The 22,903-nt window shown below is 71.8% G+C and carries 13 protein-coding genes; 4 read left to right on the top strand and 9 right to left on the bottom strand.

Annotated features, from left to right (window positions below):
• The first annotated feature begins 203 nt into the window (after positions 1–203).
• Genes DFQ13_RS21205 through DFQ13_RS21195 form a run of 3 tightly spaced genes read left to right on the top strand, consistent with a single transcriptional unit; the run spans position 204 to position 2,616 of the window.
• Entirely contained in the window at positions 204–1,049 is an 846-nt protein-coding gene (locus DFQ13_RS21205) for an ABC transporter substrate-binding protein (RefSeq protein WP_035281837.1), read from the top strand.
• The gene (locus DFQ13_RS21200; RefSeq protein ID WP_219994570.1) at positions 1,046–1,876 is read left to right on the top strand and encodes an amino acid ABC transporter permease; all 831 of its coding nucleotides are present in this window, start codon (positions 1,046–1,048) and stop codon (positions 1,874–1,876) included. The genes DFQ13_RS21205 and DFQ13_RS21200 overlap by 4 nt, the downstream gene beginning before the upstream one ends.
• Complete coding sequence (locus tag DFQ13_RS21195) at positions 1,873–2,616, top strand: amino acid ABC transporter ATP-binding protein (protein ID WP_110081067.1); 744 nt, start codon at positions 1,873–1,875, stop codon at positions 2,614–2,616. Before DFQ13_RS21200 ends, DFQ13_RS21195 begins: the two co-directional genes overlap by 4 nt.
• A 36-nt stretch (positions 2,617–2,652) precedes the next feature.
• On the opposite strand, the gene DFQ13_RS21190 is transcribed toward DFQ13_RS21195, so the two are convergent.
• The 7 genes from DFQ13_RS21190 to DFQ13_RS21160 all read right to left on the bottom strand — a co-directional run bounded on the left by DFQ13_RS21190 (position 2,653) and on the right by DFQ13_RS21160 (position 18,100).
• Positions 2,653–3,657 carry a TerC family protein gene (locus DFQ13_RS21190; protein WP_110081066.1) on the bottom strand — a complete coding sequence of 335 codons (1,005 nt, stop codon included), beginning with the start codon at positions 3,655–3,657 and terminating at the stop codon, positions 2,653–2,655.
• Positions 3,658–3,979: 322 nt separating this feature from the next.
• Entirely contained in the window at positions 3,980–5,056 is a 1,077-nt protein-coding gene (locus DFQ13_RS21185) for an alpha/beta hydrolase (RefSeq protein WP_233427544.1), read from the bottom strand.
• A gap of 54 nt (positions 5,057–5,110) precedes the next feature.
• Positions 5,111–6,712 carry an acyl-CoA carboxylase subunit beta gene (locus DFQ13_RS21180; protein ID WP_052021074.1) on the bottom strand — a complete coding sequence of 534 codons (1,602 nt, stop codon included), beginning with the start codon at positions 6,710–6,712 and terminating at the stop codon, positions 5,111–5,113.
• 60 nt (positions 6,713–6,772) lie between these two features.
• Entirely contained in the window at positions 6,773–13,330 is a 6,558-nt protein-coding gene (locus DFQ13_RS21175; protein ID WP_110081065.1) for a type I polyketide synthase, read from the bottom strand.
• Positions 13,327–15,120 (bottom strand): fatty acyl-AMP ligase, encoded by a 1,794-nt coding sequence (locus DFQ13_RS21170; protein ID WP_110081064.1) that lies wholly within the window; start codon positions 15,118–15,120, stop codon positions 13,327–13,329. The genes DFQ13_RS21175 and DFQ13_RS21170 overlap by 4 nt, the downstream gene beginning before the upstream one ends.
• Before the next feature lie 351 nt (positions 15,121–15,471).
• Positions 15,472–16,368 carry a R2-like ligand-binding oxidase gene (locus DFQ13_RS21165; protein WP_052021079.1) on the bottom strand — a complete coding sequence of 299 codons (897 nt, stop codon included), beginning with the start codon at positions 16,366–16,368 and terminating at the stop codon, positions 15,472–15,474.
• Positions 16,369–16,480: 112 nt separating this feature from the next.
• Entirely contained in the window at positions 16,481–18,100 is a 1,620-nt protein-coding gene (locus DFQ13_RS21160; RefSeq protein ID WP_035281819.1) for a CocE/NonD family hydrolase, read from the bottom strand.
• Between the two features lie 518 nt (positions 18,101–18,618).
• Here DFQ13_RS21160 and DFQ13_RS21155 point away from each other — a divergent pair.
• Positions 18,619–18,900 carry a hypothetical protein gene (locus DFQ13_RS21155; protein ID WP_052021076.1) on the top strand — a complete coding sequence of 94 codons (282 nt, stop codon included), beginning with the start codon at positions 18,619–18,621 and terminating at the stop codon, positions 18,898–18,900.
• Positions 18,901–19,049: 149 nt separating this feature from the next.
• Here the strand turns inward: DFQ13_RS21155 and DFQ13_RS21150 are convergent, their stop codons facing one another.
• Positions 19,050–19,658, bottom strand: a complete 609-nt coding sequence (locus DFQ13_RS21150) for a TetR/AcrR family transcriptional regulator (RefSeq protein WP_035281822.1) — start codon at positions 19,656–19,658, stop codon at positions 19,050–19,052.
• Between the two features lie 157 nt (positions 19,659–19,815).
• Entirely contained in the window at positions 19,816–22,731 is a 2,916-nt protein-coding gene (locus DFQ13_RS21145) for a M28 family peptidase (protein WP_110081063.1), read from the bottom strand.
• Between the last annotated feature and the right edge of the window lie 172 nt (positions 22,732–22,903).

Genomic DNA, 22,903 nt, shown 5'->3' with positions numbered 1-22,903 from the left:
TGCACCTGTGCCACAACGGTTCCCGACGTCCACGGGCCCTCCTCCTGCGCGAAGTACGCCGAACCTAGACCGCCCGGCCCGCCCGAACCAGACCCCCGGCGCCGAAAACTCCCGACCGGCTCGGCGCCCACCCCGGGGGTGCCCGACCGACGCGCCGTCCCGGAGTGCGGGCACCCGGCCCCGGGTGCGCCATGATGGCCCACATGCGTACGACCGCTCTGCTCCTCGCCGCCGTCACCCTGGCGGGCGGGGTCGCCGCCTGCGCCCCCACCGACGAGGGCACCGCCCGCTCCGGCGGCGACTGCGCCAAGTCCTCGCTCAAGACCCGCACGGCGGGGAAGTTCACCTTCGCCACCGACGAACCGGTGTACCAACCCTGGTACGTCGACAACGACCCCACCTCCGGCAAGGGCTTCGAGTCCGCGGTGGCCTACGCCGTGGCGGGCCGGCTCGGCTACACCCGCGAGGAGGTGACCTGGACCAGGGTCACCTTCACCGCGGCGATCCAGCCCGGCCCCAAGGCCTTCGACGCCAACCTCACCGAGTTCTCCATCACCGACGAGCGCAAGCAGGCCGTCGACTTCTCCACGCCGTACTACGACGTGGCCCAAGCCGTGGTGGCGCTCAAGACCTCCCCCGCCGCGGGGGCGAAGTCGCTCGCGGACCTGCGCGAGGTCAAGCTGGGCGCCCAGGTCGGCACCACCTCCTACACCGCGGCGACCGCACTCGACCCGGAGCGGGAAGTGGCCGTCTACAACACCAACGATGACGCCAAGGCCGCCCTGGGCAACGGGCAGGTCGACGCCCTCGTGCTCGACCTGCCGACGGCGTTCTACGTGACCTCCGCCGAGCTGACCGACGGCGCGATCGTCGGCCAACTCCCGCGCGGCGGCGGCGAACCGGAGCGGTTCGGCGCCGTGCTGGACAAGGGCAGCCCGCTGACCGCGTGCGTCTCCGGCGCCGTCGACGCCCTGCGCGCCGACGGGACGCTGGCGCGGCTGGAACAGGAGTGGCTGGCCGCGGCGGGCAACGCCCCCGAGTTGAAGTGACCAGCGACCTCCAGCGGGAGCGCCTGGCCTACCGGCGCTCCCGGGCCAGGCGCTCCACCCTGGTCGCGCTGGCCTCCACGGTGGTGTTCGCCGCCGCCGTCTGGTTCGGGGTGACCGGCGCACCGGGTTGGCCGCGGGTGCGCGACTCGTTCTTCGACTGGCGGGTCGCGCTGCGCTCCCTGCCCGCGGTCGCCGAGGGCCTGTGGCTCAACGTCCGGGTGCTGGTGGTCTGCGAGGTCGCGGTCCTGGTGCTGGCCCTGCTCGTCGCGGCGGCGCGGACGCTGCGCGGCCCGGTGTGGTTCCCGCTGCGGGCGCTGTCGACGGCCTACGTGGACCTGTTCCGCGGTCTGCCGCTGCTGATCTGCCTGTACCTCGTCGGCTTCGGCCTGCCGGGGCTGCGGCTGTCCGGCGTCCCCACCGACCCGGTGGTGCTCGGCGGGATCGCCTTGGTGCTGGTGTACTCCGCCTACGTGGCCGAGGTGTTCCGCGCGGGCATCGAGTCGGTGCACCCGTCGCAGGTGGCGGCGGCGCGGTCGCTGGGCCTGGACCACCGCCGCACCCTGCGCTTGGTGGTCCTCCCGCAGGCGGTGCGGCGGGTCCTGCCCGCCCTGCTCAACGACTTCGTGGCGCTGCAGAAGGACTGCGGTCTGATCTCGGTGCTGGGCGCGGTCGACGCGGTGCGCGCGGCGCAGATCGAGTCGTCACTGGCCTACGACTTCACCCCGTACGTGGTGGCCGGGCTGCTGTTCGTCCTGCTGGCCGTCCCCTCGGGCAGGCTGGCCGACCGGGTCGCGCGCCGGGCGGCGCGCAGGCAGGGGGCGCTGTGACCGTGCTGAGCGTCACCGGACTGGTCAAGGAGTACGGCGGCAAACGGGTGCTGGACGGGGTGGACCTGGAGGTCGCCGAGGGCGAGGTGGTCGCCCTCATCGGCGCCTCCGGCTCCGGCAAGTCCACCCTGCTGCGCTGCGTGAACCTCCTGGAGGACATCGACGACGGACAGATCCACCTGCTCGGCCGCGACGTCTCCGACCCCAGGGTCGACCCCGACCTGGCCCGCCGCGACATGGGCGTGGTCTTCCAGGCGTACAACCTGTTCCCGCACATGACGGTCCTGGACAACATCACCCTGGCCCCCCGCGTGGTGCACGGCGTGCCCCCCGCCGAGGCCACCGCCACCGCCATGGACCTCCTGACCCGAGTCGGCCTGGCCAACCGCGCCACGGCCTACCCCGACCGGCTCTCCGGCGGCCAGCAGCAACGGGTGGCCCTGGCACGCGCACTGGCCTACGACCCGAAACTGCTGCTGCTGGACGAGATCACCAGCGCCCTCGACCCGGAACTGGTCGGCGAGGTCCTGGGCCTGGTCCGGGAGATCGCCGCGGCGGGCCGCACCATCCTGATGGCCACCCACGAAATGGGCTTCGCCCGCCAGGTCGCCGACCGCATCTGCTTCCTCGACGGCGGGCGGGTCGTCGAGTCCGGCCCCGCCGCCCAGGTCCTGGGCAACCCGGAGCAGCCGCGCACCCGCGAATTCCTGCGCCGCGTGATCGACGCGGGCCGCCTCTAGGCCCGCAAGGAGCCCGGCGGCCGGGGCCGGGCCGGGTCAGCCCTGCTCCCCCTCGCGGGGTTTCGAGGCACGCAGGGAGCCCGGCTTGGCCTTCGCCGCCGGGTCGTTGCGGGTCTTGACCAGGCTGGCCACCGTCACCACGACCAGGATGCCGATGATCACCATGAGGCTGACCGGGGTGGAGATCTCCGGGACGCTCGGGTTGATGTCCACGTGCGCCCAGTGCAGCACCAGCTTCACGCCGATGAACGCCAGGATGATCGCCAGCCCGGTCGAGAGGTACACCAGGCGGTCGAGCAGGCCCTTGACCAGGAAGTAGAGGGCGCGCAGGCCGAGCAGGGCGAAGGCGTTCGCGGTGAAGACGATGTAGGCCTCCTCGGTCACCCCGAAGACCGCCGGGATGGAGTCGAGGGCGAAGAGCAGGTCGATGCCGCCGATGGCGACCAAGACCAGGAACAGCGGGGTGGCGACGCGCTTGCCGGTGACCTTGGTGAACAGCTTGCCGCCGTCGTACTCGTCAGAGACGGGGAAGGCCTTGCGGGCGACCTTGACGACCGCGTTGTCCTCGATGTCGGGTTCTTCGTCGCGGTGGCGGAAGAGTTGGACCGCGGTGAACATGAGCAGGAGGCCGAAGATCAGGAACATGAACGAGAACAGGTTGAGCAGGGCCGCGCCGAGCAGGATGAAGATGGCGCGCATGACCAGCGCGAGGACGATGCCGAAGGTCAGCACCTTGTGCTGGTGCTCCTCGGGGACCGCGAACGTGGACATGATGATCACGAACACGAACAGGTTGTCGACGCTGAGGCTCTTCTCGACGATGTAGCCCGCGAAGTACTCGGTGCCGAACTCTCCCCCGGCGACCACGGTGAAGACCACCCCGAAGGCGACGGCCACCAGGATGTAGAACACCGACCAGGCGACGGCCTCCTTGAAGCCCACCCGGTGCGGTCGCCACGCGGCGACCGCCAGGTCCAGGGCCAACAACGCGATGATCACCGCGATGGTTCCCGCCCAGGCGAGCCCACTGACCTCCAGCACCGACAACCTCCGCGTCCGACCTGCACCGACGCTGCCGAGGGTAGTTGAATTCGGACAAATGCGCCGCGCCCGGGGGTTGACAGGGCCCGTTCGGGTGCTCTGAGCAGCAGGCGGCGGGCAAACCCTTGATCGACTCGGGTGAGGGGGCAACGGCGTGGTGGCGCGGCAGGGGAGCACGGGCCGTGAGGGGGTGGTGCCGCGAGTCCACACCGGACTTCCCGGCGGGTCTCCCGGGCCCCGGCCCGCCCACCGGGTGGGTGGGCCGGGAACGGCGAAGGCCGCTCCCCCGAGGGGGAACGGCCTTCGCGTGGCGCGGGTGGGCTCAGATGCCGAGGCCCTTGGCCAGGACCGGCCAGGAGTTGTGCAGTGCGCGCTCCCAGTAGGGCCAACTGTGGGTGCCCTTGCCGTAGTAGTCCACAGTGGCCGGGATGCCGAGCTGCTTGAGCCGGTCGGTGAAGCTGCGCGAGGTCAGCAGCGTGGACGCGTCCAGCGGGTCGCCGCCCTTGCCGGGCGGGTCCAGCGGGCCCACCTCGCCGTTGCCGGAGCTGATGTAGAGGTTGGTGCCGCGGAACTTCTCGATGTTGTTGTACGGGTTGTGCGCCTGCCAGATCCAGAAGGTGACCATCTCGTCACCCCACAGGTCGGCCGGGTTCCAGAAGCCCTCGCGGACCAGGATGCCCTTGATCACGCCCGCGGTGCCGACGAACATGGTGTTCGGGATGCCGCTGTAGGAGGCGACGGAGGCGAAGGTGCCGGGGAAGCGGAAGCCGTAGGCCAGGGCGCCGTAGCCGCCGATCGACACGCCCGCGACGGCGCGCTTGGTGCCGCCCTTGTAGCCGCGCTCGATGATCTGGAGGACCTCCTTCATGTGGAAGGCCTCCCAGTTCGCCGTCTTGCGCAGGCCGAGGTTCCACCACTCGGAGTACATGCCCGCCGGGCCGTCGGTGGGCATGACCGTGATGACGCCCTTGTCGGCGGTGAACGCCTTGGCGTCGGTCATGGAGTCCCACGACTTGTAGTCGAGGTCTTCGCAGCAGCCGTGCAGCAGCCAGAGCTGCGGCCAGGTGCGGGTGGCCGTCGCCGACCAGTCGGTGGGGAGGTAGACGCGGACCATGCCGTTCTTGAGCAGCGCCGGGCTCTGGATCTCCAGGTCCAGGGTGCGCTCGTCGATCCGGGTCTCCTTGACGACCTTGGCGCCGTCGTCGGCGGTGACCTGGGGGGCGCCGGAGGGGAGGGTGGCCGCGGGGGCCGCGGTCGTGGTGGTCGGGGTGGGCTTGGTGGGCCACCACGGCCACGCGGCGTTCGCCGGGCTCTGCACCAGGGTCGCCGACACCACAGTGGTCAGGACGACCGCCGCGCCCGCGATCACGCTGCGGCGTAAGCGGCGTGGGCGCGACACGTCACCTCTTTGTGTCCGTGGCATGGGCTGGCACTCCGTTCTTGTCACATTCCCCTACAGGGGGATGTTCCCGTGCTTCTTCGCGGGAAGGGTCTGCTTCTTGGTGCGGAGCGAGCGCAGCGCGCGGGCGACCTGGACGCGGGTCCGCGACGGCGGGATCACCATGTCGACGTAGCCGCGCTCGGCGGCGACGTACGGGGTGGTCTGCCACTGCTGGTACTCGTCGGTCAGCTTGCGGCGCAGCGCTTCCCGCTCGGGCTCGGGTGCGGCGTTGAGCTCGCGGCGGTGCAGGATCTGCACCGCGCCCTGCGCGCCCATCACCGCGATCTCGGCGGTGGGCCAGGCGATGTTGACGTCGGCGCCGAGGTGCTTGGACCCCATCACCGCGTACCCCCCGCCGTAGGCCTTGCGGACCACGACCGTCACCATCGGCACGGTCGCCTCGGAGTAGCTGTAGATCAGCTTGGCACCGCGCCGGATGATCCCGCCGCGCTCCTGGTCCATACCGGGCATGTAACCAGGAACATCGACAAAGGTCACGAGGGGGATGTCGAACGCGTCGCAGAAGCGAACAAAGCGAGCTGCCTTCTCCGAGGCGTCGATGTCGATGACGCCCGCCTGGTGCAGCGGCTGGTTCGCCACCACGCCCACCGTGCGGCCCTCGACGCGGCCGAACGCGCAGATCATGTTCCTGGCGAAGCCCGCGTGGATCTCGGTGAACTCGCCGTCGTCGAGGACCCGGCTGATGACCTCGTACATGTCGTAGCCCTGGTTTGGCGAGTCCGGGACGATCCGGTCGAGGACCCGGTCGGAGGCGGTGACCTCGGGGTCGCCGTCGAAGTCGTAGACCGGGGCGGGCTCGACGTTGTTCGCGGGCAGGTAGCCCAGCAGCGTCTGCACCCACTCGATGGCGTCGGGCTCGTCGACCGCGCGGTAGTGGGCGTTCCCGGAGACCTCGCTGTTGACCCCCGCGCCGCCGAGCTGGTCCTGGGTGACCCGCTGCCCGGTGACGGCGTTGACCACCTCGGGGCCGGTGACGAACATGTGCGAGGTGTCGTCGACCATGACGGTGAAGTCGGTCATCGCCGGGGAGTACACCGCCCCGCCCGCGCACGGGCCGAGGATCATCGAGATCTGCGGGATGACCCCGGAGGCGTGCGCGTTGCGCCTGCCCAGCTCGGCGTAGTACGCCAGGGAGACCACGCCCTCCTGGATGCGCGCGCCGCCGGAGTCGTTGATGCCGATGATGGGGCAGCCCAGGGTCATCGCCAGGTCCATCACCTTGAGGACCTTGCCGCCGAACACCTCGCCCATGCTGCCGCCGAAGACGGTGAAGTCCTGGGAGAACAGGCACACCTGGCGGCCGTCGATGGTGGCCTCACCGGTGACCACGCCGTCGCCGTAGGGGCGCTGGGCGTCCATGCCGAAGTCGGTGGTGCGGTGCCGGGTGAACATGTCCAGCTCGGTGAACGAGCCGGGGTCGACCAGCAGGTCGATCCGCTCGCGCGCGGTGAGCTTGCCCTTGGCGTGCTGCCGGTCGGCCGCGCGCTTCTCGGCCAGGCGGACCACCTCGTCCTGCCTGCCGGTCAGGTCGGCGATGCGGTCGGCGGTCGTCGGGGCGAAGGAGCGTCCGTCGAACTTGTCTTCTCCGAACATCACAGCCTTCCTTCCTCACTCAGGTCATCAGGGGCACTCGGGTGGGGTGTTCCGTTGTTCCTAGTGAGCTGGTGAGCGCGGGTGGTCGAGTGCGGCGCGCAGCTCCCGCGCGATGACGGCGACGTTCGGCGGGTCGATCATGCTGAGGTGGTCGCCGGGGACCTTGACCACCTCGAGGGCGGGGGCGAACTCGTCCCAGCCCAGGGTGTCGTCGGTGCGCTTGTAGCGCGGGTCGAGCTGCGTGGTGAGCGGGTGCGGCTCCTTGGCGCGGAACAGCACGACCCGGCCGCCGTAGGGGCGCGGCTGGTAGTTCTCCGCGACCCGGGCGTCCACGTAGGACGTGTACTGGTGGTGCAGCACCGCGGCGCCCATGCCGGAGACGTTGGCCGCCAGGGTGTCGATGATGTAGCGGATCTGCTGCTCGTCGTCGAGGCCGCCGAGCTTGTCCGCGCCGAGGTCGAGCTTGACGCCGTAGGTCTCCTCGATGTGCTCGGCGAAGCGGCTGAACCGGTCGAGGATCAGGTCCTGCTGCGAGATCGGCTCGGCCGATTCCAGCGGCAGGATCGTGTCGATCATGGCGACCAGCTCGACGTGCTCGCCCGCGGCGGTGAGCAACTGGGCGATCTCGTAGGACAGCATCCCGCCGAAGGACCAGCCGCCGAGCCGGTACGGCCCGCTGGGCTGGACCTCGCGCAGCAGTTCCAGGTAGCGCCGCGCCTTCTCCTCCAGCGTGTCCACGTCGTCGAGCCGCTCGAACCCGTAGACCGGCACGCCCTCGCCCATGAGCTGCACCAGCGAGCGGTAGACGCTCGTCGGGCCGCCCGCGGGGTGGAACAGGAAGACCGGGGTGCCGGTCTCGCAGGCCCGCAGGACGCGCAGCGGCTTGCCGCCGTTGCCCTCCACCTGGTCGCGCAGCAGGTCGGCCATGGCCGCCACGGTGGGCTCGCTGAACAGCGTGCCGTAGTCGGGCACCGAGTCCAGTTCGCGTTCGATGGCGGCGTAGACCGCGTCGGCCTGGGCGGCGTCGCCGAGGGCGAAGAAGTTGTCGTCGACCCCCGGTTCCCCGCTCTCCAGCACGTCCTGCCAGATCCGGGCAACCCACCGCTCGGACGGGTCGCGCGGGCCGACCTTCGTCGGGGCGCTGCCCGGCCTGCGGGCGGCCCGGTCGGCCGGGTCGGCCTCGCCGAGGCCGGACGCCTCGGCCAGGTGGTCGGCGATCTCGGCGAGGCTGGCGCCGCGCAGCAGCAGCGGCACCGGCAGCGGCAGCCCGAAGTCGCGCTCGACCGCGCCGCGGGCCCGCATGGCCAGCAGCGAGTCGAGGCCGAGCTGGGTCAGCGGCACGTACCGGTCGATCCGCTCGGCGGCGAAGCCCATCAGCTCGGCGATGATGGCCACCAGGTGGTCCTCCAGCGCCTGTCGGGCCGCCGCGGGTTCCAGCGCGCGCAGCTCGGACATGCCCGCCCAGGCGGGGCCGCCGGTCTCGGCCGCCTGCTCGGCGGGCCGGACCAGCTCGAAGAACGGGCGAGTGGCCAGTTGCGGGAACAGCGACATGGTGGTGCCCAGGTCGAGCCGGGCGATGCCGGTCGCGGCCCGGCCGCTGGCCAGCACCGCCTCCAGCGCCTCCATGCCCTCCTGCGGGCCGAGCGGGTCGAGCACCGGGTTGTCCCGGCCCACGGCGCCGCCGACCTCGGCCCACGCGCCCCAGTTGACGGTGGTGGCGGTCAGGCCCCGGGACCGGCGCCAGGTCACCAGCGCGTCGAGCCAGGCGTTGGCGGTGGCGTAGGCGCCCTGGCCGGGCGAGCCGAACAGCGCGGCGGCCGAGGAGTACATGAGCCACCAGTCCAGGTCGTGGCCCAGGGTCGCCTCGTGCAGCGCGAGGGCGCCGGTGGCCTTGGCGTGCCAGACCTTGGCGACGTCGGCACCGTCCAGGGTGGCGGTGGCGCCGTCGGCGAGGACACCGGCGGCGTGCAGGACACCGCGCAGCGGGACACCACCGGCGGTGGCGGCGGCGACCAGCCGGTCGGCCACCCCGGCCTCGGCGACGTCGCCCGCGACGACCTCGACCTCGGCGCCGAGGCCGCGCAGCTCGGCGACCAGCGGTTCGGTCTCCTCGGTCAGGCCGCGGCGGCCGGAGAGCACGACGCGGGTGGCGCCGTTCTCCGCGAGCCACTTGCCCGCGAGCAGGCCCAGTCCGCCGAGACCACCGGTGACGACGTAGCCGCCGTCGCGGACGGTGTGCCCCTCGCCGCGCTCGTCGACCTGCTCATCGATCTCGGCCTTGGCGAGCTTGGCGATGTGCCGCGCGCCGCCGCGCCAGGCGACCTCGTCGGCGGCGTCGTCGGCGGTCAGCTCGGCCGCCAGTTCGGCGACCCAGTCCCCCTCGACATCCAGGTCCAGGGCCGTGGCGCGCAGTTCGGGGTTCTCGAAGGCGAGCACCCTGGCCAGGCCGCGCAGGGCGGCGAGGTCGGGCGAACCGGCCTCGTCGGCGCCGACCGCGGCACCGCCGCGGGTGACGATCCACAGGCGCGGCGGCTGCCACCCGGGGTCGACCTGGTCGGTGAGCTGCGCCACCAGGCTCGACACGGCGAGCACGTGCGCCTGCGCCGCCTCGGGCGAGGGCCCGGGCCCGGTGCCGGGTTCGGCCACGAACACCACGCCCGCCGGGGTGCGCCCGGCCAGGGTGAGCTGGTCCACGCGCGGCAGGCACAGCACCTCGCCGCCGGGGAGCCGGTCGCGCAGCTCGCCCAGCCAGTCGCCCGGCTCGCCCTCGGCCACGACCACCCAGGTCTGCCCGTCGGCGGCGGTGCCGTCGAGGTCCGCCCGCTCCCAGGAGGCCTCGAAGGCCTTGGCGGACAACGGGAGCGGCACCGAGGAGCGCTGCATCCGGCGCACGTAGACACCGGCGACGTCGACGACGACCGCCCCGTCCGCGTCGACCAACTGCACGGCGCCGACCAGGCCGTCGAGCCCCTCGTCGAGGGAGTCCAGCCGGGCGTCGACGCGCACGGCGGTGCCCGGGTCGCCGAGGACCCGGACCGCGCCGAGCGACAGCGGCAGGTAGGTGCCGCCGCCCGCGCTGATCCGGTCGAACGCGGCGGCGGCGAGCGCGTGCAGGCTCGCGTCCGACAGCGCCGGGTGCAGCACGTGACCGGTGGCCCGCCCGGCTTCCTCGGGCAGCGCGATGGCGGCGGAGGCGGTGCCGGAGCCCGCCACCACCGACCGCAGGCCGCGGAAGGCGGGGCCGTAGGCCTGGCCCATCTCGGCCAGCGCCGGGTAGAGGTCGACGGCCCGGCCGTCGGTGGTCTCCCCCAGCGGGGTCACGGCGGTGTCGCCGCGGCGCACGGTGGCCGAGGCGTGCCGGGTCCAGGTGCCCGCCGCCGACTTGGCCGAGACGGTGACGACGCCCGCGTGCTTGCCGGTCAGCGTCAGCGAGGTGGTGATCTCGGTGTGCGCGGCCAGCGGCAGGACCTGGGTGAGTTCGACGTCGCGGACCTCGACGAGGACCTTGCCCCCGAAGGCTTCCCCGGCGGCGGCGAGCGCGAGTTCCAGGTAGCCGGTGCCGGGGAAGATCGCCACGCCGTGCGCGGCGTGGTCGCTCAGCCACGGGTGGGCGTCGGTGCCGACGTCCGCGCGCCAGACGTGCCGGTCGCCCTCGGGGAGTTCGATGTGGACACCCAGCAGCGGGTGCCGCCCGGCCGGGGTGGTCGCCGAGGCGCGCTTCCTGGGCCAGAAGGTGTGGTGCTCCCAGCGCGGGCCGGGCAGCGAGACCGGCGGGGCCGCGGCGTGCCGGGCGGCCAGCGCGGTCGGGTGCCCGGTGGTGTGCAGGGCGGCGAGGCTGGTGAGGAACGTGGTGCGCTCGTCGTCCTTGCGGTGCGCGCTGGGCAGCCCCAGCACGGTGACGTTGCGGGCGTCACCCGCGGTCTGCTCCAGTGCCGCGAGGGCGATCGGGTGCGGGGAGACCTCGACGAACCGGGTGTGCCGGTCCTCGATCGCCGCGGACAGCGCGTGCGCGAAGCGGACCGGGCGGCGCAGGTTCTTCACCCAGTACTCGACGTCGAACGTGGGCGCTTCCCTCGGGTCGTCCAGCACGCTGGTGTAGCAGGGCACGGTGGCCCGGCTCGGCTCCAGGTCCGCCAGCCCGGCGCGGAACTCGTCGAGCACCACGTCCACCGCGGGCGAGTGCCCGGCGCCGCCGACCTTGAGGCGCCGCGCCAGGCGGCCCATGCCCTCCACGTGCGCCACCAGCGCGCCCACCTGGTCGGCGTCGCCGCTGACGGTGCACTGGGTGGGCGAGGCGTAGACGGCCACGGTGATGCTGGGCCACTGGGCCTCCAGCTCGGCCAGCTCCGCCGGGGACAGCTCGACCACGGCCATGGCGCCGACCCCGGAGGCGTCGATGCCCGAGAGCAGCCGGGCGCGGGTGGTCATCACCCGCAGGCCGTCGGCGACGGTGAGCGCGCCCGCGACGACCGCGGCGGCGACCTCGCCCATGGAGTGCCCGACCACGGCGGCGGGTTCGACGCCGTGCGCGCGCCACAGCGCGGCGAGGGCGACCTGGATGCCGAACAGGGTGGGCTGGGTGGCGGCGAGGTCGGGAAGCTGCTGCTCCCCGGCCAGCACCGCGCGCAGCGAGAAGCCGGTGACCTCGACGAAGGCCGGGTCCAGCTCCTCCACGGCGGCGCGGAAGGCGGGTTCGGTGGCCAGCAGGGTGCGGCCCATCCCGTCCCACTGCGAGCCGTAGCCGGAGAAGACGAACACCACGTCGCTGTCATCGCGCCGGGCCGTGCCGGTGCGCACGTCCGAGCGGGGCTCCCCGGCGCCGAGCGCGCGCAGGGCGTCCACGAGGGACTCGCGGCCGGTGCCGACGACGGCGCCGCGCACGGCCAGGTGCTCGCGGCGGCGGGCCAGGGTCGAGGCGACCGCGCCGAGCGCGACCCCCGCGTTCTCCTCGGCGGCGAGCCAGTCGGCCAGGTCGGTCGCGCGCTGGGCCAGCGCGGTCGCCGAGCGGGCCGACAGCGCCAGCACGTGCGTGTCCCGGTCGTCGCCGCGCGGCACGCGCTTGCGCTTGGCGGGCCACTCCTCCAGCACCACGTGGGCGTTGGTGCCGCCGAAGCCGAACGCGGACACGCCCGCGCGGGCCAGGCCGGAGTAGCGCGGCCACGGGGTGGGCTCCGGGATGACCCGCAGGCCGTTGCCGTCGAAGTCGATGTTCGGGTTGGGCGCGGTGTAGTGCAGGCTGGCCGGGAGCCGCCCGTGCTTCATCGCCAGCACGACCTTGATCAGGCCCGCGATGCCCGCGGCGCCCTCCAGGTGCCCCAGGTTGGACTTCACCGAGCCCAGCAGCAGCGGGCGGTCGGCGGCGCGGTCCCTGCCGAGCACCGCGCCGAGCGCGCCCGCCTCGATCGGGTCGCCGAGGAAGGTGCCGGTGCCGTGCGCCTCGACGTAGTCCACACCGGACGGGTCCAGTTCGGCCACCGAGTAGGCGTCGCGCAGCAGCGCGGCCTGCGCGTCGGGGTTGGGCGCCATCATGCCGTTGGAGCGGCCGTCGGAGTTGACCGCGCTGGCGCGGATGACCGCGAGCACCCGGTCGCCGTCGCGGCGGGCGTCGGTCAGCCGCTTGAGCACGACCACGCCGCAGCCCTCGCCGCGCACGATCCCGTCGGCGGCGGCGTCGAACGCCTTGCACCTGCCGTCGGCGGCCAGCACGCCCGCGCTGGTGAAGTTGGCGAACACCGCGGGCGAGAGCAGCAGGTTGACCCCGCCGACCAGGGCGTGGTCGGTCTCGCCGCGCTGCAGGCTCTGCACGCCGTGGTGCACGGCGACCAGCGACGACGAGCACGCGGTGTCGACGGTCATGCTCGGGCCGCGCAGGTCCAACTGGTACGACAGCCGGTTGGCGGCGATGCTCGCCGCCGCGCCGGTGCCCGACCACGCGTCGATGGTGGGCAGGTCCACCATGGTCAGGTGGCCGTACTCGGTCGCGGACAGTCCCACGAAGACACCGGTGCGGCTGCCGCGCAGCGAGGCGGGCGCGATGCCCGCGTCCTCCAGCGCCGCCCAGGAGACCTCCAGCAGCAGCCGCTGCTGCGGGTCCATCGCCTCGGCCTCGCGCGGGGTGATGCCGAAGAACGCCGCGTCGAACCCGGCGACGTCGTCGAGGAAGCCGCCGAGGCGGGGCAGGCCGTCGAGGTCGGCGGCGGGCGCGAAGTCCTCCCACCGGCCCGCGGGCACCTCGGAGATGGCGTCCTGGCCCGCGGACAGCAGCGACCAGAACGCCTCCGGCGAGTCGACGCCCCCGGCCAGCCGCACGCCGAGGCCGACGACCGCGACGGGCTCGCCGGGCGCGACCGCGGCCGCGACCAGGGGCTGGTCGCGGCCGGTGTCCTCGCCGGTGAGCGCCGCCACCAGCGCGGAGATCGTCGGGCTCTCCCAGGCCAGCGTCGGCGGGAGTGGTCTGCCGAGCAGCTTGCCCAGGTCACCCGAGAGCGTCACCGCGTCGCGGGAGGACATCCCCAGTTCGGTCAGCGGCCGGTCCGGGTCCACTTCCCCGACCGGGAGGTTGCGCAGTTCGGCGACCCGACCCACCAGCCAGGCGAGCAGGTTCTCCTGGGAGGTCATGCGGGGCGTCCGTCCTTGAGGGTGCCCTCGGCCCAGCGCTTGCGGCACACCGCGCGGCTGACCTTGCCGCTGGAGGTGCGCGGGACGCCACCGGGCTCGACGATGAGCACGTCGTGCAGGGACAGGCCGTGGTGGTGCGACACCGCGGCCTTGACCGCGCTGGTGACCTCGTCGCGGTCGAGGTCGGCGGCCTCGACGACCTTGGAGCGCTCCACCATCACCATGACCTGCTCGGACTGGCCGTCGAACACCGAGAACGCCACCAGCGAGTGCTTGCGCACCGCCGGGTGCGCCTGCTCCACGGTCGCCTCGATGTCCTGCGGGTAGTGGTTGCGGCCGTCGACGATGATCAGGTCCTTCATCCGGCCGGTGATGTAGAGGTCGCCCTCGTGCAGCACGCCGAGGTCGCCGGTGCGGAACCAGCCGCGGCCGTCGACGCCGGAGCCGTCGAAGCCGTCGTCCTCCAGGGTCTGGCCGAAGGACTCGGCGGTCTGCTCCGGGCGGTTCCAGTAGCCCTGGGCGATGTTGACGCCGCTGAGCCACAGCTCGCCGACCACGCCCTCGTCGAGCAGCTTGCCCGACTCCGGGTCGACGATCCGGAGCTGCTGGTCGAACGCCCGGCCGCAGGAGACCAGCTCGGTGGTGCTCGGGGTCTCGGCGGTGGCGACCACGGCCAGGCCGCGGGTCAGCGCCTCGCGGTCGAAGGTGACCGCCTTGGGCAGCTCGCCCGGGGTGCCCGACGAGATCAGCACGACCGCCTCGGCCATGCCCATCGACGGGCGGTGCGCGGTGCGCGGCAGGCCGCACTCGGCGAACGCGTCGGCGAAGCGGTTGATCGACTTCATGCTGATCGGCTCGGAACCGTCCACCAGCGACACCACGTCGGACAGGTCCAGGAACGCCTTCTCCCGGTCGCTGACCCGCGACGCGGCGTAGGCGTAGGCGAAGTTCGGCGCGGCGGTGGTGGCGCCCTCCGCGTTGGCCATCGCCGCGACCCAGCGGATCGGGCGCTCCAGGAAGGCGATCGGGTCCATCATCACGACCGGGCGGCCCGACCACATCGGCACGGCCACCGCGAGCACCAGGCCCATGTCGTGGAACAGCGGCAGCCAGCTCACCAGGGTGCCGTAGTCGTCCTCGTCGGTCATGTAGCACTCGGTGTTCTGCCGGGCGTTGGTCACCACGTTCCGGTTGGTGATCATCACGCCCGCCGGGATGCGGGTGGACCCGGAGGTGTACTGCAGGTACGACACGGCGTCGGGCTCGGGCACGAACGGCGCGTAGTCGGCGGCCCTGGAGTCGGGCACGGTGTCGATGGAGGTGACGTGGGCGACCCCGATGCCCTTCTCGGCGAAGTAGGAGTCGAGCAGTTCGCGCTGGTCGTCCAGGGTGAGCGCCAGGGTCGGGGAGCAGTCGGCGAGCACCGCGGCCAGCCGGTCGGCGTGCCCCGGCAGGTCCGGCTGGAACAGCGGAACCGCGATCCGGCCCGCGCGCATGGCCGCGAGCAGCGCCACGACGTACTCGGTGGACTGCCGGGCCAGGATGACCACCCGGTCGCCCTCGGCCGTGTGCGCCTGCACCTCAGCGGCGACCGCGCTGACCTTGGTGTCGAACTCCGACCAGGTCAGCGAGGTGGCGACACCGTCGACGCTGAAGCGGTAGTCCAGGTAGGTGATGGCGACCTCGTCGCCGTGCTCCTGCGCCCACCAGGCCAGCAGGGTCGCCAGGGAGTCGTTGCCGACCACCGGCCCCGCCACGGGGCTGTCGGTCCGCACACCACCAGAAGTCATCGTGTCCCGTCCTCGGGGTTGTCAGGGGTTCGAACGCCCGCCGCTGAACATTCGACCGGAATTCAGATTGCGGCCAAATGTGAATCGACAATTGAGGTCCGACAGATCCGGTCGATCTGAGAATAGAATTCGACCACCCACCGCCACCATATTTTCCGGTGCCACGGGGTGTCAACCATTCGGGTTTACGCCACAAACGCCCAATTGCATAAAACAATGTTTCTTAGCGTTCGGAGGTGAAAACTCGCGCCCTCGTTGTCAACGCGGTGACAAGTCATCCACCCTCCCGACCACTCGTACGACCCACGCGCCCCGCCGCACCCCGCGGGCGCGCCCGCGGGGTGCCGCCGATCACCCCTGGGCCGCCGCGGCGGTGTCCTCGGTGTGGAACTGCTCTTCGAGCTGCTCGGGGCTGTAGTCCAGGTCGATCGCGGCCACGGACATGCCGCGCGCGCCCTCGATCGCCCCGAGCCTGCGCAGCGCGTGGTTGCCCGCGTACTCCATGACCCCGTCGAGCTTCATGTCGAACGGGTCGCCGTCGAACTGCTTGGTCGTCCACTCGATCTGGGTGATCGCGTGCGGCAGCAGCCGCTGCATCTCGTCCTGCACGATCTGCCAGTTCGCGTCGTCGGCGGCCACGTGCCTGCGGCAGGTGAAGGTGCCCCAGGCCATGTGGCGGCGCTCGTCGTTGCCGATCGAGCGGATGAGCTGCTGCAACCCGGGCAGGATGCCGTTGCTGCGGCAGGCCGCGTTCCACACGTGGTAGCCGGTGAGCGCCAGCACGCCCTCGACCACGTGGTTGTAGACCACCGAGGCGCGCACCTGGTTGGCCGGGCTCGGGTCGGAGGAGAGCCGGTGCAGCGCGTTGGGCAGGGCGTCGTAGAAGATCGCCCGGTAGCCGGGGTTCTCCTCGACGTGGGAGTGCAGGTCCTCCTTGACCCCCACCGCGTCCAGCCACAGCCGGAAGGCCTGGGTGTGCTTGGCCTCCTCGAACAGGAACTGGGTCAGGTACATCTCGTCGCCGAAGCGGCCCTCGGCGCCCATGGCCTGGATGAACGGCTGGATGTCCTGGGTGACGGCCTCCTCGCCGCCGACGAACTGGGCGCAGAGCATGGTGGCGATGAACCGCTGCTCGTCGTTGAGGTTGGCCCAGTCCTCGGCGTCCTGCGAGAAGTCGATGGCGGCGGGGTCCCAGAAGCGGCGGTTGCCCTTGGCGAACAACCGCAGCGGCAGGGAGTCCCAGTCCATTCCGGCCTTGCTCAGTGAGTGGAACTGCGTCCGGCGCTCGGTGGCGGCCTGCTCGCTGACGTCGGTCACGGGACTAACTCCTTCAGGTGTTCTCGGGGAGGGTCGAGCGGGGTCACCCGGCGAACGGGACATCGATCCAGGACGGGTCCGCGGGCGAGGACAGGAAGCCCAGCTTGCCGCCGTCGGTGTTCTTGTCGATGAACAGCGCGTCCTTGGAGTCGACCACCAGCGCGAGCCGGTGCCCGGCGGCGAGGTTGTACGCCGTGGGGGTGAACCGCAGGTCGAGCGGCAGCGGTGCGCCGGGGGTCGCGCCGCGCCAGGTGTAGGGGGTGTAGTTGATCAGCTTGCCGGTGCCGAACCGGTCGACGTCGTAGACGTAGGCCACGACGGTGCCCTGCGCCTTCGGGGGGCTCACGACCAGGTGGGCGGTGATGTAGCCGCGGATCTTCTGCGCCGAAGCCGCCTTGGGGCCGTTCCACATGCCGCCGCTGGAGCGGTCGAGCACCTGCAGCATCGCCGTGGGCGGGTTGCCGCTGAGCGCCTCCAGGCTGTAGGTCGCCAGCGGGATGCCCCCGTTGGCCAGGGTGTCCTTGTTGGCGTTGACCTCGGTCTTCCACGCCGCCGGGGGCGCCGAGGGCAGTAGCTGGGCGTCGCCGCCGAACATCCCGGCGGGCTTCGCGCCGAGGTAGAGCTTCTGCTGCCGCTGGCCCTGCACCGCGGCCCAGTCGCCCGCGGGCTCGGCCTTGTTGGTGCCCGGCCGCGGCACGACCTGGATCGGGGCCTCGGCGGCGATCGCGGTGTCGGTGCCCGCCACGTGGGCGTCGAACCAGCGGTAGACCGAGTTCCACACCCCGCTGGGCAGGCCGAGCAGGCCACCGGACTCGGTGGCGGCGTGGTCGCCGGGCAGGATTTCCAGGCGCTTGGGACCGGTGAGCTGGGTGTACAGGTCGGCCATCTGACCGGGCTCGAAGACGGTCTCGCTCCAGGTCTGGATCATCAGCGTCGCGGGCTGGTTGCGGTTGATCTCGGCGACCCGGTTGATCGGCGACCGCTGCTGCGACCACGCCTTGATCGCGTCGTCCTGCGCGTCGGTGAGGTTCGGGTCGTAGATGCCCGCGAGCATCTGGTCGGACTCGAAGCTGAGCCTGCCGTTCTGCTTGCCGGACAGGTGCAGGACCAGGGCGGTGAGGCTGTGCCGGGTGTTCTCGGTCGACAGCGACCGCACCAGGTCGCTCCAGCCGCTCATCGAGGCCACGGCCTTGATCCGCGGGTCGGTGCCGGAGGCGAGGACGCCGATGCCCGCGCCGTAGGACACGCCCGCGACCCCGATCCGGTTCGGGTCGGACTCGGTGTTGGCCAGGCCCCAGTCGATGACGTCGGAGACGTCGGTGAGGTCCTGCCTGCCCGCGACCTGCACCTCGCCGCCGGACTCGCCGAAACCGCGGGTGCCGTAGGCGAGCACGGTGTAGCCCTTGTTCGCCAGGTTCACCGCGGGGACGGTGTTCTGCGTGACCCCACCGCCCCAGGCGCTGATGACGATCGCCAGCGGGTGCGGACCGGGCGACTTCGGTTCCATCACCATCGTCCGCAGCAGGACACCGTCCCGCGCGGGCAGGTCCACGAAGCGGGTGTCGAACCCGCTCGCCTGCGCCCCGAAGGCACCGGGCACCCAGGCCACCAGTGCGGCGAGCATGGCGACCGCCGCGAGCACCGCGGCACGTTTGCGCGACATCCGAACACCCATTCCGATGTGACGAAGAATTCCCACGCCGCCGTGAATGGCATTGACGATTCGGCCAAAAGCATTCAGAGAAGGCACAGGAACAAACCGCATTCCTTTATAAAACACCGACAATGGAAAGGTAGCATCGGTAAAATTTTGGGTCAAGACTGAGGAGAGACCGATACAGATCTTGCGGTTGACACACAAAAAACTCCCGAACCCTGCTCACGATCGAAGCAGCCCAAAACGTGAAAAAAACCCGAGTGGTCTTCACTTCCGACCGGTTGTCGCCACGCGGAGTCACCTCGGACACACCGGCCGAGACCAGCGGCGCAGGGTTGGGGTACCAAGCGGTCCGTTCGGGTACCGCACAGTCTCATTTTCACCGAGAAGATCGGATAAAAGATCACAGCGTTACGAAAGGCGTTACGACTGTGTAAGCAACCGCGACGCGCCCGGGCCAGAGCGAGCGGGGCGGCCCGATCCCCGGCATCCTGGCTGCCGTCGACCGTACGGAAAGGTTACGAGTGATCAGCACCAAGGCACTGCCGTTCAACAAGTACCGGGTGACCTTCACCCTCGACCGCGACGACCCGCCCGGCCCGGTCAGCGTCGTGGGCTGCTTCAACGACTGGACCCCGGGCTCGCACCGGCTGCGCAACCGCACCGGCGGCCTGCGCTCGACCACCGTCGTGGTGCCCGCGGGCTCCACCGTCTCGTTCCGCTACCTGGCCGCGGACGGCACGTGGAGTGACGACCCGGACGTGGCCGACCGGGACGAGGACGGCAACGCCGTCATCACCGTCTGACGCCCCGCGACCCGGGCGCGCACGGCCGTCGCGGGGCGTGTGGGCGCTGCAGGCGCGGCCCGCGCACCCGGCCCCACCGGGCCCGGCCGCCACCGCCGAGCAGGCGCGCACCCGCCCGACCAGGTCGAGCGCACCGGGCGGGACCGCCGTCACGGGTGCCCCACCCCGCCGCCGATCTCGCCCAGCAGGGCGTCGAAGGCGGCCGCCACCGCCGGGGTGAGCGCGTCCGGGTCGCTCCCGGCCTGCTCCCGGCCCGCCTGGAAGCAGGCCCTGGCCAGCCACGGAGCCAGCACCGCGGTCCGCTGGTCGGCCCGCATCCCGCGCAGGATGTCGCGGGCCAGCTCGACCAGCCGGTCCAGCTTGCGCCCACCGCGGTCGGCCAGCTCGGGGTTGTCGCCGATGAGCTGCTCGCGCAGCCGGTAGTTCTCGCCGTCGACCACCGACTCGGCGCAGATGGACAGCACCAGCCCGCGCATCAGCTCCAGGGCGGTGCGCAGGTCGGGGGCGCGCTGCACCGGCACCGGCTCGTAGCGGGCGCGCACCTCGTCGAGCAGCTCCTGCTCCCCGGCGAACACGACCTCCTGCTTGTCGCCGAAGTACCGGAAGAACGTGGTGCGGCCGACCTCGGCCCGGTCGGTGATGTCGGTGACGGTGACGCCCGCGTAGCCGCGTTCGGCGAACAGGGCGTAGGCCGCGGCGACGATCTCCTGCCGGGCCCGCTGCCTCTTGCGCTCGCGCAGTGGTGGCCGGTCGTCCATGGCGGGAGTGTATCGAGTACGAATCGGTACGCGGTACCACTCGGCACCGAGTGCGTCGAGGCATCGAAGCCACGATCGACCCGTGTGTCGTGGACCACAGTGGCCAGGAACGCGCGTGCCCCTCCGACCGGTGGTCGGAGGGGCACGCGCGGGGTCGCTACGCCGACCGCAGGGAGATGTCGTCGAGGACGAAGCTCGTCTGCAAGGACGCGTCCTCGACACCGGTGAACTTCAGCGCCACCGTCTGCCCGGCGAACTGGCCGACGGGGACGGTCCGCTGGGTGAAACCGGCCGCCGCGTCCACGTTCGACAGGGTGGCCACCGACGTGCCGCCCACGGTGACGGTGAGCCGGTCGTACACGCGGGTGCCGGTCTCGGCGGTGTCCACGTGCGCCCAGTAGGTCAGCACCGCGCCGGTGCACCCGGCGGGGATGGTCACCGTCTGCGCGGCGCTCTCGGTGTTGGTGCTGCCGCTCCCGTTCAGCCACGCCTTCCAGGTGCCGGTGCGCGGCGCCTGGGAGGTGGAGCTGTCGCGGACCCCGGTGCTGAGGGTCCACGGCGTGGTGCCGGACTCGAAGCCGCCGTTGACGACCAGCTCCGCCGGGGTGCAGGTGGTGCCGCCGCCGCTGGAGACCGCCTGCGCCCAGATCGTGTGCGCCACGCCGTCGGCGGTGCGGTCCAGGGCGGTGGCGTTGATGTTCGCCGTGGTGTCGCACGAGCTGTGGTAGCAGGCGTCGTACGCGGCGCCCGCGGTGCCGCCCCACTTGGCGGCCTGGGCGCTGGTCTTGCGCGCCGAGGCGCCGGTGGCGTAGCCGGAGGAGGGGATGCCCGCGTTCTTGAACGAGTAGTCGTCCGAGCGGCCCGCGCCCTCCACGTTCTCCTCGGGCGCCAGGCCCAGGGAGTCCCAGTACGCCTTCATCGGGGCGGAGACGGCGGTGGAGATGTTGTTGATGAAGTAGCCCGCGTTCCGCGACCCGACCATGTCGAAGTTGTAGTACGCCTTGATGGCCGTCCGCTGCGCCGAGGTGAGCGAGTTGACGTAGAAGCGCGAGCCGAGCAGACCGGACTCCTCGTCGGTCCACCAGGCGAACCGCACGTGCTTGGTCATCGTCGGGTTCGCCGCGGCCAGTTGCAGGGCGTTCTCCAGCAGCACCGCGGACCCGGAGGCGTTGTCGTTGATGCCCGGACCGGCCGAGACGCTGTCGAGGTGCGCGCCGAACATGACCGTCTGGTTGGTGTCGCCACCGGGCCAGTCGGCGATCAGGTTGTTGGAACGGTAGTTGCAACTGGTGCAGGTCTGCTCGGCGACGGTGAAGCCCGCCGCCTGGAGCTTGCCCTTGAGGTAGGCGACGGAGGCGGTGTAGCCCGCCGAGCCCGCGCGCCGGTTGCCGCCGTTCTGCGTGGCCAGCGCGTTGAACTGGGTCAGGTGCGCCTGCACCTTGGCCACGTCCACGTTCGGCGCGGCCTGCGCGGAGACGCCACCGAGGACGTCCACCGCACCGATCGAGTCCACAGTGGAGCCCCTGGCGAACGCGGTGCACGTCGGGTCGGCGGTCTGCGCGGGGACGCTGACGGCGTTCCACGCGGCCTTGGTCCGGTTGTAGAGGTTGCAGGTGGCGTCGAGGTTCTTCGCCGCGGTGAGGGTGGCGGTGCGGTACCTCTTGTAGGTCATGCCGCTGGTCTTGAGCAGCATCCCCCCGTAGAAGACCTTGCCCGCCGCCTGGATGCCGATCCCGGTCACCGAGCTGCTGTCGCAGGTCGGGCTGACCGGCTTGCCGCCGCCCGGGTTCGAGCCCTCGGCCAGCAGGTAGAACCAGTGGTTCAGCGGCCCGGCCGCGGCGTGCACCTCGGTGCTCGGGATCGACGCGGAGTAGCAGTTGGGGTGGTTGTTGACCAGCGACGGGTTGTACATGTTGCGGATCGGCCCGTTGCCGGTGAGGTTGACCTTCTCGCCGACGAGGTAGTCGCCCGGGGTGTCGTACGGGGCGGGCTCGTTGGCGTATGCCTCGGTCAGCGCGCCGAAGATGTCCCCTGTGCCCTCTCCGAGCCCGGCCTCGCCTCCTGCGCCGCCGGGGGTGAACTGGTCGAGGCCGTGGCCGTACTCGTGGCCGACGACGTCCATGGCGCCGATCCACTGGCCCGCGCTGTTGCGCCCGATGGTGACGCTGGAGCCGTTCCAGTACGCGTTGGTGGTGTTGTAGCCCACGCGCGCGGGCCAACTGCCGCCGGAACCGGTGTGGCCGTTGCGGCCTAACCAGTTCTTGAGCATGTCGAACTCCTTCTGCGCCGCCCACATGACGTCGACGCAGCCGGTCTCCTTGCTGGTGGCGTTGCCGGTGCCCCAGGTGTCGGTGGTCTTGCTGAACACCTGGCCGGTGCTGTAGTCCGCGCACTGCAGGCCCGGGCGGGTGGTGTCCTTGAGCAGGTACCGGCCGCCGGACTGGCTGGTGGTGATGGCCAGCGGGCTGGGGCCGTTCCACTGACTGGTGCCGGTGCCGTGCTCGACGTCGTCGTGCCGGTCCAGCACGGTGCCGGTGACCGCGTCGACCCAGACCGTCAGGTGGCTCTCGCCCTCGGCGGTGGCGCCGCCGAGCACGGTCTGCCAGGCCAGCTTCGGCGTGTCGCCGGTCAGCTTCACCACCAGCGAGCGGGACTCGACCGCGTCGACCCTGGCCAGTTCACGCCTGGCGGTGGCCTCGGCGGCCTCACCGGTGACCGCAGGCGCGGTGCCGATCCGCACCGTCACACCGCTGGCCTTGGCACTGGCGCGCACCGACCCGTTGCCGTCGGTCAACACGGTCGCGTCACCGCCGACGACCGGCAGGCCGCGGTAGGTGCGCTCGTAGGCGACGGAGTGGAGGCCGTCCACCCACGGGGTGACCAGACCCCGCCGGTAGACCTCGTCCGGACCCGCGCCGAGCGCGGTCGCCGCGACCCGGTCGGCCGCGCCCAGGGCACGGGTCTGCGCGTCCGGGACGTCCGGGACGACCGGGGCGGCGGAGGCGGGGGTGCCCACCGCCGAACCAGCGAGGACGACCAGGGCGAGCCCGGCCGTCACCGTTCTGCGTGTCATCGATGCTCCTCGTGGCAGGGTTGCACGCCCGGGTCGAGCGGGGACACGCCCCAACCGGGCCCCACGAGCATCCACACCCGGCACAGCACGGGTCAACGCGGCGGCGGAATCCGTCAAAGAACCGTCAAACCCCCTGACGGCACAACGCAAACCGGTCAACACGGCAAATCCG

The sequence above is a fragment of the Actinokineospora spheciospongiae genome, from assembly GCF_003182415.1.
In the GTDB taxonomy this organism is placed as follows: domain Bacteria; phylum Actinomycetota; class Actinomycetes; order Mycobacteriales; family Pseudonocardiaceae; genus Actinokineospora; species Actinokineospora spheciospongiae.
Note: the sequence above shows the minus strand (reverse complement) of the source record. Positions and strands in the feature narration are given on the sequence as shown.